At 58.4% G+C, this 16220-nt stretch carries 17 protein-coding genes; 15 read left to right on the top strand and 2 right to left on the bottom strand.

Annotated features, from left to right (window positions below):
• The first annotated feature begins 54 nt into the window (after nucleotides 1-54).
• Entirely contained in the window at nucleotides 55-1044 is a 990-nt protein-coding gene (gene glpX, locus CP97_RS02720; RefSeq protein WP_048884687.1) for a class II fructose-bisphosphatase, read from the top strand.
• Nucleotides 1045-1147: 103 nt separating this feature from the next.
• Nucleotides 1148-2083: a ribose-phosphate pyrophosphokinase gene (locus CP97_RS02725; RefSeq protein WP_048884688.1), complete on the top strand. Its 936-nt coding sequence runs from the start codon at nucleotides 1148-1150 to the stop codon at nucleotides 2081-2083.
• Nucleotides 2084-2102: 19 nt separating this feature from the next.
• Here CP97_RS02725 and CP97_RS02730 read toward each other — a convergent pair whose 3' ends face one another.
• Nucleotides 2103-2936 carry a helix-turn-helix domain-containing protein gene (locus CP97_RS02730; RefSeq protein WP_161485428.1) on the bottom strand — a complete coding sequence of 278 codons (834 nt, stop codon included), beginning with the start codon at nucleotides 2934-2936 and terminating at the stop codon, nucleotides 2103-2105.
• Nucleotides 2937-3148: 212 nt separating this feature from the next.
• Between CP97_RS02730 and CP97_RS02735 the strand changes: the two genes are divergently transcribed.
• The 6 genes from CP97_RS02735 (at nucleotide 3149) to pheT (ending at nucleotide 9358) form a co-directional block, all read left to right on the top strand.
• A complete protein-coding gene (locus CP97_RS02735; protein ID WP_048884690.1) occupies nucleotides 3149-3922 on the top strand; it encodes an inositol monophosphatase family protein in 774 nt (257 codons plus the stop codon).
• 50 nt (nucleotides 3923-3972) lie between these two features.
• The gene (locus CP97_RS02740) at nucleotides 3973-5064 is read left to right on the top strand and encodes a histidine kinase dimerization/phosphoacceptor domain -containing protein (protein WP_053106510.1); all 1092 of its coding nucleotides are present in this window, start codon (nucleotides 3973-3975) and stop codon (nucleotides 5062-5064) included.
• A 124-nt stretch (nucleotides 5065-5188) separates the two neighbouring features.
• Nucleotides 5189-5392 (top strand): 50S ribosomal protein L35, encoded by a 204-nt coding sequence (rpmI, locus tag CP97_RS02745; protein WP_048884691.1) that lies wholly within the window; start codon nucleotides 5189-5191, stop codon nucleotides 5390-5392.
• Nucleotides 5393-5415: 23 nt separating this feature from the next.
• Nucleotides 5416-5775, top strand: a complete 360-nt coding sequence (gene rplT, locus CP97_RS02750) for a 50S ribosomal protein L20 (RefSeq protein ID WP_048884692.1) — start codon at nucleotides 5416-5418, stop codon at nucleotides 5773-5775.
• Between the two features lie 80 nt (nucleotides 5776-5855).
• Complete coding sequence (pheS, locus tag CP97_RS02755) at nucleotides 5856-6959, top strand: phenylalanine--tRNA ligase subunit alpha (protein WP_048884693.1); 1104 nt, start codon at nucleotides 5856-5858, stop codon at nucleotides 6957-6959.
• Nucleotides 6956-9358, top strand: a complete 2403-nt coding sequence (gene pheT, locus CP97_RS02760; protein WP_048884694.1) for a phenylalanine--tRNA ligase subunit beta — start codon at nucleotides 6956-6958, stop codon at nucleotides 9356-9358. Before pheS ends, pheT begins: the two co-directional genes overlap by 4 nt.
• 64 nt (nucleotides 9359-9422) lie before the next feature.
• On the opposite strand, the gene CP97_RS02765 is transcribed toward pheT, so the two are convergent.
• Nucleotides 9423-9806, bottom strand: coding sequence for a hypothetical protein (locus CP97_RS02765; RefSeq protein ID WP_048884695.1), 384 nt, complete (start codon nucleotides 9804-9806; stop codon nucleotides 9423-9425).
• 99 nt (nucleotides 9807-9905) lie between these two features.
• Here CP97_RS02765 and CP97_RS02770 point away from each other — a divergent pair, with 99 nt between their 5' ends.
• From CP97_RS02770 to CP97_RS02795, 7 genes are all read left to right on the top strand, one after another.
• A complete protein-coding gene (locus CP97_RS02770) occupies nucleotides 9906-10763 on the top strand; it encodes a LysR family transcriptional regulator (protein WP_048884696.1) in 858 nt (285 codons plus the stop codon).
• Between the two features lie 77 nt (nucleotides 10764-10840).
• Entirely contained in the window at nucleotides 10841-12397 is a 1557-nt protein-coding gene (locus CP97_RS02775) for a peptide chain release factor 3 (RefSeq protein ID WP_048884697.1), read from the top strand.
• Nucleotides 12398-12435: 38 nt separating this feature from the next.
• On the top strand, nucleotides 12436-12588 hold the full coding sequence (locus tag CP97_RS16260; RefSeq protein WP_161485429.1) for a hypothetical protein: 153 nt from the start codon (nucleotides 12436-12438) through the stop codon (nucleotides 12586-12588).
• On the top strand, nucleotides 12588-13148 hold the full coding sequence (locus CP97_RS02780) for a pyridoxamine 5'-phosphate oxidase family protein (protein WP_048884698.1): 561 nt from the start codon (nucleotides 12588-12590) through the stop codon (nucleotides 13146-13148). The genes CP97_RS16260 and CP97_RS02780 overlap by 1 nt, the downstream gene beginning before the upstream one ends.
• A 115-nt stretch (nucleotides 13149-13263) precedes the next feature.
• Nucleotides 13264-13953 carry an endonuclease/exonuclease/phosphatase family protein gene (locus tag CP97_RS02785; protein ID WP_048884699.1) on the top strand — a complete coding sequence of 230 codons (690 nt, stop codon included), beginning with the start codon at nucleotides 13264-13266 and terminating at the stop codon, nucleotides 13951-13953.
• A gap of 159 nt (nucleotides 13954-14112) precedes the next feature.
• Nucleotides 14113-14451 carry a P-II family nitrogen regulator gene (locus CP97_RS02790; protein ID WP_048886656.1) on the top strand — a complete coding sequence of 113 codons (339 nt, stop codon included), beginning with the start codon at nucleotides 14113-14115 and terminating at the stop codon, nucleotides 14449-14451.
• A gap of 14 nt (nucleotides 14452-14465) precedes the next feature.
• Nucleotides 14466-15827 (top strand): ammonium transporter family protein, encoded by a 1362-nt coding sequence (locus tag CP97_RS02795; RefSeq protein WP_063612336.1) that lies wholly within the window; start codon nucleotides 14466-14468, stop codon nucleotides 15825-15827.
• Nucleotides 15828-16220: the final 393 nt, after the last annotated feature.

Raw genomic sequence — 16220 nt, forward strand, 5'->3', positions numbered from 1 at the left:
GCCACACCTCCTGCTTAAGCGAGATGATCATTGGTATCGGAGGCTGAATTTCTAATGAATTCCACGACTGGCAGCGAAAGCGTACTCGATCGCGTTCTTGTTCTTGAATTGGTGCGCGTCACCGAAGCGGCAGCCATTGCCGCATCGGATCTGATCGGGCGCGGCGATGAAAAGGCTGCTGACGCGGCTGCCGTGGAGGCCATGCGTCGATCCTTCGATACATTATATATGGACGGCACCGTAGTCATCGGTGAAGGCGAGCGGGACGAAGCGCCGATGTTGTATATCGGTGAAAAGGTGGGCGGCGCACCTGGCAAGGGGCCCCGGATCGACATCGCGCTCGATCCTTTGGAAGGAACGACCATCACCGCCAAGGCCGGGCCTAACGCGCTTGCCGTGCTGGCTGCTGCGGAAGAAGGCTGCCTGCTTAACGCCCCCGATGTTTACATGGACAAGATTGCCGTGGGCCCCGGTTACCCGCCCGATGTAATCAGCCTGGACAAGAGCGTGACTGAAAACGTCACGTCCGTCGCCGCGGCCAAGGGTGTGGAGCCAGCCGACATTATTGTCTGCGTGCTCGACCGGCCGCGCCATGCCGAGCTGATCGCAGAATTGCGTAGCCTTGGCTGCGGTGTCGTACTGATCGGGGATGGCGATGTTGCAGGCGTTATTGCCACAACCGATCAGGACACCACGATTGACATCTATATGGGCAGTGGCGGCGCGCCCGAGGGCGTGCTGGCCGCAGCGGCCCTACGCTGTGTGGGCGGGCAGTTCAACGGACGCCTGCTATTCCGCAATGATGATGAACGTCAGCGTGCTGCTAAATGGGGGATTGAAGATCTCAACCGCATCTACAAGCTGGAAGATCTTGCCAAGGGCGATTGCATTTTTGCTGCTACCGGCGTTACCGACGGTTCCTTGCTCGATGGCGTGAAGCGTTTGCGCCGTCCCAATGGCAAGCGGGTGATGACAACCGAAAGCGTCGTCATGCGTGCTTCGTCAGGAACAGTGCGCTGGGTAAAGGGTGAACATATCATCTGATGATGCCGTGCACGCAATAGTGCGAAACACCGTGCGGCCCCTGTTGCAATAGCGGGGCGCTGGTCTAGGGCATGCGCCACACATTAATAGGGATTCGCGCTCCATGAAAATCATGTCCGGCAACTCCAACCTGCCGCTGGCCCGCGCTATTGCCGGATATCTTGAAGTGCCGCTGACAGATGTCAGCATGCGTCGTTTCGCTGACGAGGAAATCTTCGTCGAAATACATGAAAATGTGCGCGGCGAAGATGTCTTCGTGGTCCAGTCCACCAGCTTTCCGGCCAATGACAATCTGATGGAATTGCTGATCGGGATTGACGCGTTGAAGCGTGCTTCGGCCAAGCGCATCACCGCAGTTGTGCCCTATTTCGGTTACGCGAGGCAGGACCGCAAGCCTGGCCCCCGCACGCCGATTTCCGCCAAACTGGTGGCAAATCTGATGACGACCGCTGGCGCTGACAGGGTGCTGGCAGTGGATCTGCATGCGGGCCAGATCCAGGGTTTCTTCGATATTCCGACCGACAATCTCTATGCCGCACCGACGATGGCGGCTGATATCCAGGCGCGTTATGGCGGCAAGGATCTGATGGTTGTGTCCCCTGACGTCGGCGGCGTGGTGCGCGCGCGGGCACTGGCCAAGCGCCTCGACAATGCCCCTCTTGCTATTGTTGACAAGCGGCGGGACCGTCCCGGCGAATCCGAAGTGATGAATATTATCGGTGATGTGAAGGGCCGTTGTTGCATCCTTATCGACGATATTGTCGATTCGGGTGGGACCCTGTGCAACGCTGCTCAGGCTCTGCTCGATGAAGGGGCCAAGAGCGTTGCTGCTTATATCACCCACGGCGTATTGTCGGGCGGTGCAGTGGCTCGGGTGGACAAATCCGCACTGACAGAACTTGTCATAACCGACACCATCAAGGCAACCGATGCGGCAATTGATTCAGACCGCATCCGCGTGATGACCATCGCGCCACTATTGGGTGAGGCAATCCGCCGTATTGCCGATGAAAGCAGCGTGTCCAGCCTGTTTGACTGATCGCTGCGGGCGCAGTCTGTCAACCGCGTGGCCGGTCTTTTGGCGGCTCCTTGTCCGGATCACGCCACGGGCCCGGTTCGTCCGGCTTCAGCCTATGTAACGCTTCCAGCCGCCGATGTTGGCGCACTTCAAGCGACAGGCGCAGAAATGGGTTCGCGCCGTTCTTCAATTCGCTCGGCGACATGCCGAAGAACGCGCGGATTTCCTTTACGCGGTGAGATTGGTCGAAATAACGCAGTTCGATTTCGGCACTATCTTCCGGGCGGGTCACGCCAAGCAATGCGGCGCCCATATCCAGGGCTCGCGCCCTTCGCAGCGCCTGTTTGGGTGTAACTCCGAATGCCTGTTTCACGATCCGTTCGATCGTGCGCTTTGACACGTTCTGGCCTTCGGCGAATTCCTCGACCGACACCTGAGGATCGGCAAGGCACTGCTGCTCAAACAATATTGCGAGCGGATCGGGCTTCTGCCACCCGGCAGCCTCGACCAGCGGTCGCAGGAAACCGTCTTCCAATGCCTTGACCCAATCCTTGTAGGCCTTTTCTCGAGGGACAATTTGTGCAAGCGGCGTATCGCGATTGAACAACACATCAATATCGACGATCCGGTTTAATATGTCTGTATTATTGGGAAAGCCAAGCATGGTGGCTGTGCCTGCGTTGAAATGCACTGTCACCGCCAGATATTTCCCAGAAATTTCCAGCGGCATCCGGCGCGTTTGCGGCCCGAAATAGAGCGCCTTGCCATGCGGGCCCGGATCCCACAATTCTACGCCATCTTCTGTGCCTGCCGTCCATGCATCATGATAGATGATGGTAATGCACGGATGGTCGTGTACCCTTCCGCACTTCATCCGCATACCATCGGGCAGTTCGCCTGCAGCGATGCTCCACCAGTAACACCAGGGCTGAAGGTCTTTCGCCGGGACGCGCGACAGGGCAAGGGGCGCACCCCCCCTTGTCGCCCCCGTCTGCGACCTTATTTGCGACCCAATTTTCATTCCTGTAAAGAGTGATGAACAAATACAATTAATGCAATCAATAATATAGATATATGAGAAAATCCATGGTTTCCAATGTAGATATTTCACTTATGCATCGCCTTGCTGACGTTGCTGGAGAAGAAATTCGTCCGTTCTTTCGTACAATTATGGATATAGATGCCAAGGAAGACGCTACTCCTGTGACGCTGGCCGATAGGAACGCCGAATCGGCTATGCGAAAACTTATCGAAGCAGAGGCCGGTGCCGACGGAATACATGGCGAGGAGTTTGGCGTGAAGAATGGTGCTTCAGGCCGCCAGTGGGTGCTCGATCCTATTGATGGCACAACCGCCTTTCTCGCAGGCCGCCCAATCTTCGGCACGCTGATCGCTCTCTTGGAAGATGGCTTTCCCGTGCTTGGCATGATTGACCAGCCGATCCTTGGCGAACGCTGGCTGGGAGCCGTGGGGCAAGGTACCACATTGAATGGGCAGACCATCCATGCGCGGTCATGCCCCGATCTGCGCCGGGCGACCATTGCCACCACTGGACCACATTATTTCTCGGTTGAACAGGGTGATCGGTTTATGGCGCTGGCAGGGCAGACCGATCACAAGCGCATGGTGATGGGCGGCGATTGCTACAATTATGCCTGTCTTGCCGGCGGACATATCGACATTGTGGCAGAAGCGGCACTTAAGTTGCACGATTACGCGGCACTGGTCCCCATAGTTGAAGGTGCGGGCGGGATCATGTGCGATTGGGCAGGCGAACCGCTTCACGCCCAGTCTGATGGCACGGTGCTGGCACTGGGCGATCCGGCGCGGCTAGAAGACGTGCTGGAAGTGCTTGGTTAAAGCTGCGCGCGGGCTTGCGCTCGCTGGCCCCAGAATTAGAAAGCGCGTCCATGATAGCAGCAAAACATCCCCAGCAGGAGCAACGGCTTGCCGCGCTGCGAGAACTTGAAATCCTCGATACGGATTTCGAAGACGAATATGACCATATTGTAGAACTGGCATCGCATCTGTGCGAGGTGCCGATAGCCGTGGTCAATCTGATCGACACTGACCGGCAGTGGTTCAAGGCGGAAAAGGGGTTGGGCGTCCGGTCAACCCCGCTCGACACAAGCCTGTGTTCGCATGTCATTCTTGAAAAGGACTTTGTCGAGATTCCCGACACGCTGCGAGATCCGCGTATGTCGGACAATCCGCTATGTCTGGAGGAAGGGGGCTTGCGGTTTTATGCCGGTGCGCTGCTCCAATCGGAGGATGGTCTTCCGCTCGGGACCCTGTGCGTACTCGACAATCAGCCTCGCACTCTCACACAGTTTCAAGTCAAGGCACTGCGTATGCTTGCCGGACAGGTCAATCGGTTGCTCGATTTACGGCTGTCCTTGAAGCGTCAGCAGATTTTCCAGCAAGAGATTGATCACCGGGTCAAAAACTCGCTCGCCTCGGTCTATGGCTTGGTTCGGATGCAGGCCAGCAGGGCACAAGGCGAAGTGCGTGAGGCGCTGGACGTGGTGGGCAAGCGCATAGGCGCGGTTGCCGCTCTGCATGAGCAGCTGCACATGTCGATGAGCGGAACCGATATCGATCTGGCGCCCTTTGTGCAGCGTCTGGCGGATAAGCTGATAAGTGTCATGGCGCCCGGCTCCGAGGTGGAGCTGGAGCTTGCCGACGCCAACCTGTCGTCAAACTCCGGTGGCGCGATTGGGCTGATCGTGAATGAATTCATTTCCAATGCCGGCAAGCACTCTTCGGACACGGATGGGAAGGCGTTGGTTCACATCTCCGGCACCATTAAAGAGGGAACATATACCCTTCGCTTCACGCATCGCCATCATCTTGCAGCCGATACGCTGGATCGTATTGCCAATAGTAAGGGCCTTGGGGGGAGGGTGATAGAGGCTTCGACACGAAGCATTGCCGGTGTTCACGAATGGTCTGGCGGCGACAAGGGGCTGATGCTGGAAATCAGCTTTCCCGCCGAAACCTGAATCTCTTGCATTTCGCCGCAGAACCTTTATTTGCGCGCGCTTCACTGACACGTGATTCATCTGCCGGTCTGGCCGTTAGGGCTGCCAGGGCTGGTTGAACGTGTTCTCGAACTAGGAGACGAAAATGCCCAAGCTGAAGACCAAGAGCGGCGTCAAAAAACGCTTCAAGCTCACTGCCACCGGCAAGGTCAAGCATGGTGTCGCTGGTAAGCGCCACCGCCTGATCAGCCATAATGCGAAGTATATCCGCCAGCAGCGCGGCACCAAGGTTCTGGCCAAGGCCGACCAGGCAGCCGTGAAAAAGTGGGCACCCTACGGTCTCGATTGAGCCGGGTTTAAGGAGAAAAAGATATGCCTCGCATTAAACGCGGTGTTACCACCCGCGCCAAACATAAGCGGATTCTCGATCAGGCGAAGGGCTATCGCGGTCGTCGCAAGAATACGATCCGCGTCGCCCGTCAGGCCGTCGAAAAGGCCGGACAATATGCCTATCGCGACCGCAAGGTTAAGAAGCGCAACTTCCGCGCCCTGTGGATCCAGCGCATCAATGCCGCTGTGCGTCCCGAAGGTTTGACCTATTCGCAGTTCATGCACGGCGTAAAACTTGCCGGGATCGAGCTGGACCGGAAGGTCATGGCCGACCTCGCGATGAACGAAGGCGATGCCTTTGGCCTTATCATCAAGCAGGCGAAGGAAGCGCTTCCCGCCTGATTGCTGATCGCTATTGAATTTCAGGAAGCGCCATCCGAAAGGGTGGCGCTTTCTTTTTGTCCCGCTTAGAGGCGCAGCCCATGAGTAGTGAAAACGAAGCGAAAACCGCCGACACGCTGAGCCGGCTCGAAAATGCCGCAACCCTCGATGCTGTCGAGGCAATCCGGATCGAGGCGCTGGGCAAGCAGGGCTGGATAAGCGCGCTTCTCAAAACGCTGGGCAAGATGAGCCCGGACGAGCGGCAGGAAAAGGCGCCTGCCATCCAGTCGCTGCGCGCATCGGTCGCCGATGCCATCGCCGCACGAAAGGCCGCGCTGGAGGCTGCCGAACTCGAAGCGCGCCTTGCCACCGAAACGCTCGATCTGACCCTTCCTGCACCGCAGGCCCCGCGCGGCAGCGTGCATCCGGTCAGCCAGGTGATGGATGAACTGGCGGAAATCTTCGCCGACCTCGGCTTCGCAGTCGCCACCGGTCCCGAAATCGAGGACGACTGGTACAATTTCACGGCGCTCAACATGCCTGAAAGTCATCCCGCGCGGGCGATGCACGATACATTCTACTTTCCCGACTCTGCGCCCAAGGGCGGCAGAATGCTGCTTCGCACGCATACCTCGCCGGTCCAGATCCGCACGATGATGGCGGATGGTGCGCCCTTGCGGATTATCGCACCGGGACGCGTCTATCGGTCAGACAGCGATGCCACGCACACGCCGATGTTCCATCAAGTGGAAGGCCTGGTGATCGACAAGGGCATCCATCTTGGTCATTTGAAATGGACGCTGGAAACTTTCCTCAAGGCATTCTTCGAAACAGATGACATCGTCTTGCGCCTGCGTCCCAGCTATTTTCCCTTCACCGAACCATCGGTAGAGGTGGATGTCGGTTTTGCCATCGAGAATGGCAAACGTATCCTGGGTGGCAGCGGTGATGCGCCGGGGCACGGCTGGATGGAACTTCTGGGAAGCGGCATGGTCAACCGCCGGGTAATTGAATCTGCAGGTCTTGACCCTGACGAATGGCAGGGCTTCGCGTGGGGGCTGGGCGTGGACCGCCTCGCCATGCTGAAATACGGCATGGATGATCTGCGCGCCTTTTTTGACGGCGATGGGCGTTGGCTGAACCATTACGGTTTTTCGGGGCTCGACCAGCCGACGCTTTCCGGCGGTGTGGGAGTAGCGCCATGAAGTTCTCGCAAGAATGGCTGGAATATTTCCTCGATACCGATGCGGGTACGGCAGACATAGCAGCCAGGCTCAATGCCATCGGAATAGAAGTTGAGGGGATTGCAGACCCTGCTGAGAGGCTGGCAGGCTTCCGCGTGGCCGAAGTCCTCACCGCTGAAAAGCACCCTGATGCGGACAAGCTGCAAGTGCTCTCGGTCAACACTGGCGAAGCTGCGCCTGTGCAGGTTGTATGCGGCGCGCCCAATGCGCGTGCAGGGATGAAGGGCGTGCTCGGCCTGCCCGGTGCCGAAGTGCCCGCAAACGGCATGAAGCTGAAGAAGAGCGCTATCCGCGGTGTCGAATCGAACGGCATGATGTGCTCTGTGCGAGAGCTTGAATTGGGCGAAGAACACGACGGGATTATCGAACTTCCCGCCGACGCCCCTGTCGGCACAAGCTTTGCCGATTACCGCTCTGCCTCGCCCATTTTCGATGTGGCGATCACGCCCAATCGGCCTGATTGCATGGGCGTTTACGGCATCGCCCGCGATCTGGCGGCGGCGGGGCTTGGCAAACTCAAGGCGATTGAGCCGTCCATCGTCACGGCGTCTTTTCCCTGTCCGGTCGAAATCCGCACTGATGATTCTGAAAGCTGCCCGGCCTTCTATGGCCGTGTCGTGAAGGGTGTAACCAATGGGACAAGTCCCGATTGGATGCAGCGCCGCCTTATTGCAGCAGGCCAGCGCCCGATCAGCGCGCTGGTGGACATCACCAACTACCTGATGCTTGCTTTCGGTCGTCCCGCCCATGCCTATGATCTGGCGAGCCTCAGCGGTCCCGTTATTGCGCGGCGCGCGCACGAAGGTGAGCAGGTGCTGGCCCTGAATGAAAAAACCTACACGCTCGATCCCAGCATGACGGTGATCGCGGATGATGATGGCGTGCACGATATTGCCGGCATCATGGGTGGTGAGCATTCTTCCGTTCAGCCCGGTACTACTGATGTACTGCTGGAAATTGCCTATTTCGATCCTGAAGCCATAGGCGTGACGGGCCGCAAGCTGGGCCTCGCGACTGATGCCCGCACGCGGTTTGAGCGCGGCGTTGATCCGGCGTTTCTTGAAGATGGTCTCGATATTCTCACCAGCCTCATCCAGCGCATTTGTGGCGGTGAGGCGAGCGAAATGGTGCGCGCCGGTTCGCCTCCCAATGAAGCGAAAGTGATTGCCTTTGATCACACGCTCACTGAAAGGTTGGGCGGTATCACGGTCGGTGAAGCAGAACAGAAGCGCATTCTCGAAGCGCTCGATTTCGCCGTTTCGGGCGATTGGCAGGTCACTTGCCCGCTGCGCCGTCACGATATCGAAGGGCCAGCCGATCTGGTCGAGGAAGTGGTGCGTATCCACGGGCTCGATGCAGTGGAGAGCGTGGCGTTGCCGCGCGCTGATGGTGTCGCCCGCCCAACCGCTACGCCAGAACAGAAACTGCAACGCCGCTTGCGCCGCGCTGCTGCTGCGCGTGGATTGAATGAAGCGATCACCTGGTCTTTCTTGCCCACAGATCAGGCCGAACACTTTGTCGATGGCCAGCCGCTGTGGGTGCTGGATAATCCGATCAGCGAAGATATGAAGGCAATGCGCCCCTCGCTCATCCCCGGATTGCTCTCCGCTGCCAAGCGCAATGCCGATCGCGGTGCGCATTCCTTGCGCCTGTTCGAAGTGGGCCGCCGTTATTTGCGCGCCAAGGATGGCTCCAGCGATGAGCGTGCAACGCTTGCGGTGCTGCTTGCGGGCGAAAAGATCTCGCGTGGCTGGGCCAATGGCAAAGCCACCACGTTTGACGCATTCGATGCCAAGGGAGAGGCCGAGGCATTGCTTGCCGAAGCTGGTGCACCTGTCAGCCGTTTGCAGGTGATGGGTGATGCTGGCGGTCAGTTCCATCCCGGGCAGTCCGGCACCTTGCGGCTCGGACCCAAGAACGTGCTGGCTCGCTTTGGCGCATTGCATCCGGCCACGCTCGATGCGTTTGATGTCGATGGGCCCGTGATGGCAGTGGAGATCTACCTCGATGCTATTCCGGTCAAAAAGGGACAGAAAAAGGTCGGCGGTGGCTTTGCCAAGCCAGACTATGCACCGCCCGTGCTGCAAGCGGTAATGCGCGATTTTGCTTTCCTCGTGCCCGAAAATGTCGCGGCGGGCGATCTGCTCCGCGCCGTCAGGGGAGCGGACAAGGCGAATATCGTCGAAGCGCGGGTCTTTGATGTTTTTGCAGGCGCCAGTGTGCCCGAAGGCAGAAAAAGCATCGCCATAGAAGTCACCTTGCAGCCAGTCGAAGGCAGTTTCAAAGAAGCTGACCTCAAGGCGATCACGGATAACGTCGTGGCGGCAGCAGCCAAACTGGGTGCAGACCTGCGCGGCTGACTAGGGTAAACCCGGACCGGCCCCTGCCGATCCGGGTCTGCATCAACGCATTCTAGAATTCCGCCTATTTCGCGCTGAACAGTGTCGGGGCGGGCGTGCCGCCTATTGCGACCATTCGGGCTTCAAGACGTGCCAATTCATCACGTGACTGGGCGAGCCTTTGCGCTGCGCGATCACGTTCCCGCTCTTCATCGCGCAGGTGCGCTTCGGCGCGGGCAAGTCGGTCCTGTGCATTGGCCAGCTCACGCTCTTCCTCTGCCAGATCACCTTCCCGATCGGTGATACGTTCCGTCATGCGCGACGCATCACGCTCCAACCGTGCCCAATTACGGGCCCTGTCTTCGTCCATATTGGCAGGCGCGGAGACGGTGATGTTCTGCGCGATCGCTGGCGCAGCAGGCATCGCCAGTGTTGCAAGGACAAGTGCGGAGGAGGAGAAAATCTTCATTGGGTGAGTTACCTTTCGTTCTGGCCGCAATGATAGGAGGACCACCTTGACCGGAGAAGCGCGATTGTAAGAAGCTTTAATCCGGTATATCCGGACCTAATGGATCTGGCTCAGCTTCGTACCTTCATTGCCGCTGCCGAAAGTGGCAGCTTTGCCAGCGCGGCAGATATCGTCAGCGCCAGCGCATCATCCGTGACTGACAGGATCGCGGCGCTCGAACACCGGCTGGGCGCTGCACTTTTTATCCGTTCGCGCCGGGGCTGCGCACTTACTCCTGCCGGAGAGGGCTTCCTCCCGCGCGCCAGATCAATGGTTTCGATCTGGGACGCCAGCCGGACAGAGGCACATCTGCCTGCCCGTTTTGCCCGTCATGCGCGCATTGGAGGGCAATACGCACTATGGCCGGAATTCTTGATGCCATGGATTTCCGTGTTGCAAGCAGAGCAGCCAGACCTCGCGCTTTCGCTTACCGCAGGTGCCTCGGCCCGGCTTAACCGTGACGTAGCAGCCGATGTGCTTGACCTTGCGATTGTCTACAGCCCCGCCATCGGTATCGGCATCGAGGCGGCGCGAGTGCTCAACGACCAACTCGTCCTCGTGCGCGCGGCGGATTGCGAAGACTGGCGTGAAGCCTGGGTCGATATCGATTGGGGTGAGGCGCTGCACATACCTATTGTCCAGGCCGTGGGGCAGGAAGACGCCAATGGATTGCGGCTCGATATCGGGGGCATGGCGGTGCGCTGGCTGATCGAACACAAAGCAGCGGGATATGTCCCTGCCCGGCTCGCGCATCGGCAGATGGAGCGGGGCGCAATCGTGGTTGTTCCCGGCAGTCCCAGCTTCGATTTTTCGGCTTACGTCACCTGGCGAAGCAGGGGAAAGCTCGATACTGCGGGTATAGTCGCGTCGCTGTCATCCTTTGTGCAGCGGGATGAGAAGTTGACCAAACAGGTTTGATTGCAGGCGTTGTCGCCAAGTTTGACGCGCCTTTCATCATGGACGCAATGGCCCCGTGCGGCTAGGGCGCGCCTTCCATGTCCAGCCAAGAGAATCCCAGGCGCACCTTCGCCATCATCTCGCATCCTGACGCGGGTAAAACCACGCTTACCGAAAAGCTGCTGCTGCAAGGCGGCGCGATCCATCTTGCTGGTGAAGTCAAGGCGCGCGGGCAGGCGCGGCGTGCGCGTTCCGACTGGATGAAGATCGAACAGCAGCGCGGTATCTCCGTCACGTCCAGCGTGATGACCTTCGAGAAGGAATTCATCGGCGAAGACGGGCCAGAGACAATCACCTTCAACCTGCTCGATACGCCGGGCCATGAAGATTTTTCCGAAGACACCTATCGCACTCTGACTGCGGTGGATTCGGCTATCATGGTGATCGATGCCGCCAAGGGTATCGAGCCGCAGACGCGCAAGCTGTTCGAGGTCTGCCGCCTCCGTAGCGTGCCGATCATCACCTTCGTCAACAAGGTCGATCGCGAAGGTCGCGACCCGTTTGAGACTCTGGACGAAGTGGCGGATATGCTCGCGCTGGATGTGTCACCGCAAATGTGGCCGATCGGCATGGGCGGCCTGTTCGAAGGCATTCTCGATTTCCGCACTGGTGAAGTCGCGCGGCCTGAAGGGGGCTCCAAGGAATATCTCGGCAAGCGCGATACCGATCCGGCCATTCCGGAGAACTTCGAAGAAGAATATCAGCTGGCGCAGGCGGGCTATCCTGAGTTTGATTTGGAGGCTTATCGCAATGGCGATCTGACGCCGGTGTATTTCGGCAGTGCGCTGAAGAACTTCGGTGTGGAAGAGCTGATTGATGCAATTGCCCGCTACGCACCGCCACCGCGCCCACAGCCTGCCGGTGAGGAACAGATCAGCCCTGATCGCGACGAGGTGACAGGCTTCATCTTCAAGGTGCAGGCCAATATGGACCCGATGCACCGTGACCGGATCGCCTTCATGCGGCAGGTATCGGGCACCTTCAAACGCGGCATGAAGCTGACACCTTCCGGCCTTGGCAAGCCGATAGCTGTCCACTCGCCAATCCTGTTTTTCGCGCAGGACCGTGAAATAGCCGACACTGCCCACCCCGGTGACATCATCGGAATTCCCAACCATGGCACATTGCGCGTGGGTGATACCCTTTCGGAAAAGAACCAGGTTCGCTTTACCGGTCTGCCCAATTTCGCTCCGGAAATCCTGCGCCGCGTGCAGTTGAAAGACCCCACCAAGACCAAGCAGCTTCGCAAAGCGCTGGACGATCTGTCGGAAGAGGGTGTGATCCAGGTGTTCTATCCGGTCATCGGCGGATCAAGCATTGTGGGCGTGGTCGGTCAGTTGCAGCTCGAGGTGCTCGTCAGTCGGCTTGCGGCGGAATATAAGGTCGAGGCCGGACTGGAAGCATCGCCCTTTGCGACGGCGCGCTGGCTCAAGGGCCCGCAGGAGAAGATCGACGAGTTCGAGCGGTTCAATCAGGGCAATCTGGCGCATGACCGCGATGGGGACACCGTATTCATGGCCAAAAGCCCGTGGGACGTTGGCTATCAGCAGGAAAAGAACCCGGAGATTACCTTCTCGGCCACGAAGGAACGTTAGGCTTGCGCAGTTCTGGCGCTTGGCACAGAACATGCTCCATGAACGCTCTGAGTCCGACAGTGCAAATTCTGTCACCAGCCGAAAGCAGACCGACGGAACAGTTCGGCACGGCTGATATTGTCGGCTGCACGTTCGCACGCCCATGGCGCCGTCATGATCTCTTCATCGGCGCACTGAAGGATTTACTCTGATGGCAGACTTCACCGATACGCTGACGCAGAAACACATCGCGATGATTGAGGCCCAACCGGTTTTTTTCGTCGCCACTGCTGCGCTGGATGCGCGAATTAACCTTTCGCCAAAAGGTCTGATGGAAACATTCCGCGTGCTTTCGCCGTCACGGGTGGCCTATCTCGACCTGTCTGGCTCGGGCAATGAAACCAACGCTCACTTGCTGGCAGACGGACGTATCACGCTGATGTTCTGCAATTTCCAGCAACCTGCTCTGATCCTGCGGATTTATGGGACAGGAATACCTGTTTTGCCGCAGGATGATGGCTGGGCCGACCTCGCACAGCATTTCACCATGCTGCCCGGCACGAGACAGATCTTCGACATCAATATCGACAGCGTCCAGACCAGTTGTGGCTGGGGTGTGCCCCTCATGGAACTTGATCACCATCGTGAAACGCTGGTGAAATATCACACTGGCCGCGATGCGAAGGAGTTTGTTGAACATCGCCAGGCGGCAGTCAGCAGCATAGACGGGCTGCCCACGCGGCCGACGGATCGTTATATCTCTGGCGAATAGCGTCCGGAAATTTGGATTGCATGCAAGCCATCTGGAACGCGATGCCACGCTGCGGCTTTATCCTCATATCCCCAATGGGCCCACGGCGCTGAACGCCTGATAAGGTAAAACCCGCGTGCAACTGACTTTCGGCAGCTACAATATTCACAAGAGCGTGGGCGTAGACAAACAGCGCAATCCCATGCGCATCCTAGACGTGATCGACGAGCTGGAGGCCGATATCGTTGCTCTGCAAGAGGTGGATATCCGGTTTGGGGACCGGCAAAGCGTACTCGATCTTGCCGACATCACGAGCCGTGGCTGGCAGGTGGCGGCGGTGCCGACAAAGCCTGCAAGTCTTGGCTGGCATGGCAATGCGATTCTGGTGCGTCAGTCGATCGAAATCGTCTCGGTCGAAGCGGAAGATTTGCCGCGCATTGAACCGCGCGGTGCAGTGAGGGCCAAGCTAAATGCAGGCGGGTCAGAAATATGCGTGACCGCGATGCATCTCGACCTGAGCGGGTTGCAGCGCAAACGCCAGTTTGCCCATCTGTGCACCAATAGCCGCGCGCCCGGTGTGCCCGCTGTCATGCTGGGCGATTGCAATGAATGGATCAAGCCGATTGGCGGGGAACGCGGACTTGCCGCATATTGGGAGATGGTGGCGCCGGGTCGAAGCTTTCCTTCGCGAAAGCCGCTTCTGCCACTCGACCGGCTGATGCATACACCGCACTGGCACCTGGATAAGGCCGAGGTGCATAACAGCGTGCTTTCTCGCCAGGCCTCGGATCACCTGCCGATCCGCGTTACCCTGTCGCTGCCCTAAAATTAAGCGCCTCTGCCCGCTTTTTGTGCGCTTGCTAACAAGCTTGCGGCACGGATTGGGGAGACTTTGCCGTAATCCTTGAGAGAATTCCGTCTGGCACGCGTTTTGCTAAGTGGTGCTGTGGCCGGGGATTTCGCCGGCGCAGGACAGGGGCCAGTGATGAAATTTGTCATTGCCATCGTAAAGCCGTTCAAGCTCGACGACGTGCGCGAAGCGCTCGCCGGGATTGGTGTTGCCGGGATGACCGTCTCGGAAGTTAAGGGATTCGGTCGCCAGAAGGGCCAGACCGAAATCTATCGTGGCGCCGAATATTCGGTGAACATGCTGCCCAAGGTCAAGCTCGAGGTCGCTGTCAGCGACGAGATGATGCCCAAGGTAGTGGAGGCCATTCAGCAAACCGCCAGCACGCAAAGCATTGGCGACGGGAAGATCTTCGTGCTCGACCTTGTGTCGGCCACGCGCATCCGCACCGGCGAAACCGATGAGACCGCGCTGTGAAGGGATCAGCAAACATGAACGCATATCTGCTAAAACTGGGCGCGGCAGGATTGACCGCGCTGCTCGTATCGCATCCGGTTCTTGCCGCAAGTGCCGTCGAAGCGGCACCGGTGGCAGAAGCCGCGGCCGAAGCGGTCGATCCTGTCGCAGAGGCGGTGGGTGGCGGCACTGCCTATATCCTGAACACTCTCCTGTTCCTGATCGGTGGTTTTCTGGTCATGTGGATGGCGGCAGGCTTCGCCATGCTTGAGGCAGGCCTCGTGCGCACCAAAAATACGTCGACCCAGTGCCTCAAGAATATCGGGCTCTATTCGATTGCCGGCCTGATGTTCTGGGTGATTGGCTACAACATTGCCTATCCGGGCGATTTCAACGGGATCATCGGCGGCTTCACCGGGTGGTATCCGATGCAGGATGTTGGTGTTGCCGATGTGGGAACGGGCTATTCGGTCGCCTCTGACTGGTTCTTCCAGATGGTCTTCTGCGCGACCACAGCCTCGATCGTGTCGGGCACTGTGGCAGAGCGCGTGAAGATCGTTCCTTTCTTCATTTTCGTGACCATCCTGACCGGCGTGATCTACCCGGTCGTGGTGAGCTGGGAATGGGGCGGCGGCTTCCTAGATCAGATGGGCTTCTCCGATTTCGCCGGTTCTACACTGGTACACTCGACAGGTGGCTGGGCTGCTCTCATGGGTGCACTCATCATCGGGCCGCGTCTCGGGCGCTATACCAACGGGAAAGTGAATGTCTTCCCCGGCTCCAACATCCCCCTGGCGACGCTTGGCACATTCATTCTGTGGCTCGGCTGGTTCGGTTTTAACGGCGCTTCGCAACTTGCGATGGGCACCGTGGGCGATGTGTCCGACGTATCGAAGATTTTCGTCAATACGAATATGGCAGCGGCAGCCGGTGTAGTGGTAGCCATTATCGCTACGCAACTTCGCTATGGCAAAGCCGATATAACGATGGCGCTAAACGGTGCATTGGCCGGGCTTGTCGCGATCACTGCAGAGCCGCTTGCGCCAAATGTTGGCACTGCAATCGTCATTGGCGGTATCGGCGGTATACTGCCTGTGGTGTTTGTGCCGCTGCTCGACAAGCTACAGATCGATGATGTCGTCGGTGCTATTCCGGTCCACCTCGTGGCAGGCATCTGGGGCACTCTGGCAGTCGCGATCAGCACGCCAGAGGTTCTGGTCGCGCAGATTGTAGGGATCATTGCCACAGCAGTCTGGGTCAGTGCCGTCAGCGCTATCATCTGGTTCGCTCTCAAGGCAACCATCGGTGTCCGGCCGAGCGAAGAGGTCGAATTGGCCGGCCTCGATGTTCACGAGACAGGTGTCGAAGCCTATCCCGGGCTCGCGAACCAGGCGTAAACCCGTTACCACCTTGGCGGGGTCAGGGTTTTCTCTCTCCCCCTCGACCCCGCCTCTCCACGTTCCTCCTGCGAACAAACTACTTTGAGGGTCGGAGCCTAGCGCTCCGACCCCTTTTTTATTGCTTACCGCACGCGGCGCGGCGGCTCCATAAACCGAGGAAGCAATCCGCAATCCGCAATTCTGCCGCGACCGGCGAAATTGTCGGATGCAAGAATCTTGTTTTCTGGCATGCTTGCGGTGGTCGCGCACTCAAGGGGTCTTTCGTAAAGTTACATATTTGCAACAGTTTCTGCGCCAATGTGATCACGGCCACAGGAACGCAAGCACCCTGCGCAGGTTTGCTATACCATTGAAGGGCACGTGATTTCATGATGCGTTGAAGTCATGTTT

The organism is Aurantiacibacter atlanticus (genome assembly GCF_001077815.2).
Classification (GTDB): Bacteria; Pseudomonadota; Alphaproteobacteria; order Sphingomonadales; family Sphingomonadaceae; genus Alteraurantiacibacter; species Alteraurantiacibacter atlanticus.

Bases quoted from the DNA above. Each gene is read 5' to 3' on its own strand.
- glpX (WP_048884687.1), top strand. From the start codon at position 55: ATGAATTCCACGACTGGCAGCGAAAGCGTACTCGATCGCGTTCTTGTT.
- CP97_RS02725 (WP_048884688.1), top strand. From the start codon at position 1,148: ATGAAAATCATGTCCGGCAACTCCAACCTGCCGCTGGCCCGCGCTATT.
- CP97_RS02730 (WP_161485428.1), bottom strand. From the start codon at position 2,936: ATGAAGTGCGGAAGGGTACACGACCATCCGTGCATTACCATCATCTAT.
- CP97_RS02735 (WP_048884690.1), top strand. From the start codon at position 3,149: ATGGTTTCCAATGTAGATATTTCACTTATGCATCGCCTTGCTGACGTT.
- CP97_RS02740 (WP_053106510.1), top strand. From the start codon at position 3,973: ATGATAGCAGCAAAACATCCCCAGCAGGAGCAACGGCTTGCCGCGCTG.
- rpmI (WP_048884691.1), top strand. From the start codon at position 5,189: ATGCCCAAGCTGAAGACCAAGAGCGGCGTCAAAAAACGCTTCAAGCTC.
- rplT (WP_048884692.1), top strand. From the start codon at position 5,416: ATGCCTCGCATTAAACGCGGTGTTACCACCCGCGCCAAACATAAGCGG.
- pheS (WP_048884693.1), top strand. From the start codon at position 5,856: ATGAGTAGTGAAAACGAAGCGAAAACCGCCGACACGCTGAGCCGGCTC.
- pheT (WP_048884694.1), top strand. From the start codon at position 6,956: ATGAAGTTCTCGCAAGAATGGCTGGAATATTTCCTCGATACCGATGCG.
- CP97_RS02765 (WP_048884695.1), bottom strand. From the start codon at position 9,806: ATGAAGATTTTCTCCTCCTCCGCACTTGTCCTTGCAACACTGGCGATG.
- CP97_RS02770 (WP_048884696.1), top strand. From the start codon at position 9,906: ATGGATCTGGCTCAGCTTCGTACCTTCATTGCCGCTGCCGAAAGTGGC.
- CP97_RS02775 (WP_048884697.1), top strand. From the start codon at position 10,841: ATGTCCAGCCAAGAGAATCCCAGGCGCACCTTCGCCATCATCTCGCAT.
- CP97_RS16260 (WP_161485429.1), top strand. From the start codon at position 12,436: ATGAACGCTCTGAGTCCGACAGTGCAAATTCTGTCACCAGCCGAAAGC.
- CP97_RS02780 (WP_048884698.1), top strand. From the start codon at position 12,588: ATGGCAGACTTCACCGATACGCTGACGCAGAAACACATCGCGATGATT.
- CP97_RS02790 (WP_048886656.1), top strand. From the start codon at position 14,113: ATGAAATTTGTCATTGCCATCGTAAAGCCGTTCAAGCTCGACGACGTG.
- CP97_RS02795 (WP_063612336.1), top strand. From the start codon at position 14,466: ATGAACGCATATCTGCTAAAACTGGGCGCGGCAGGATTGACCGCGCTG.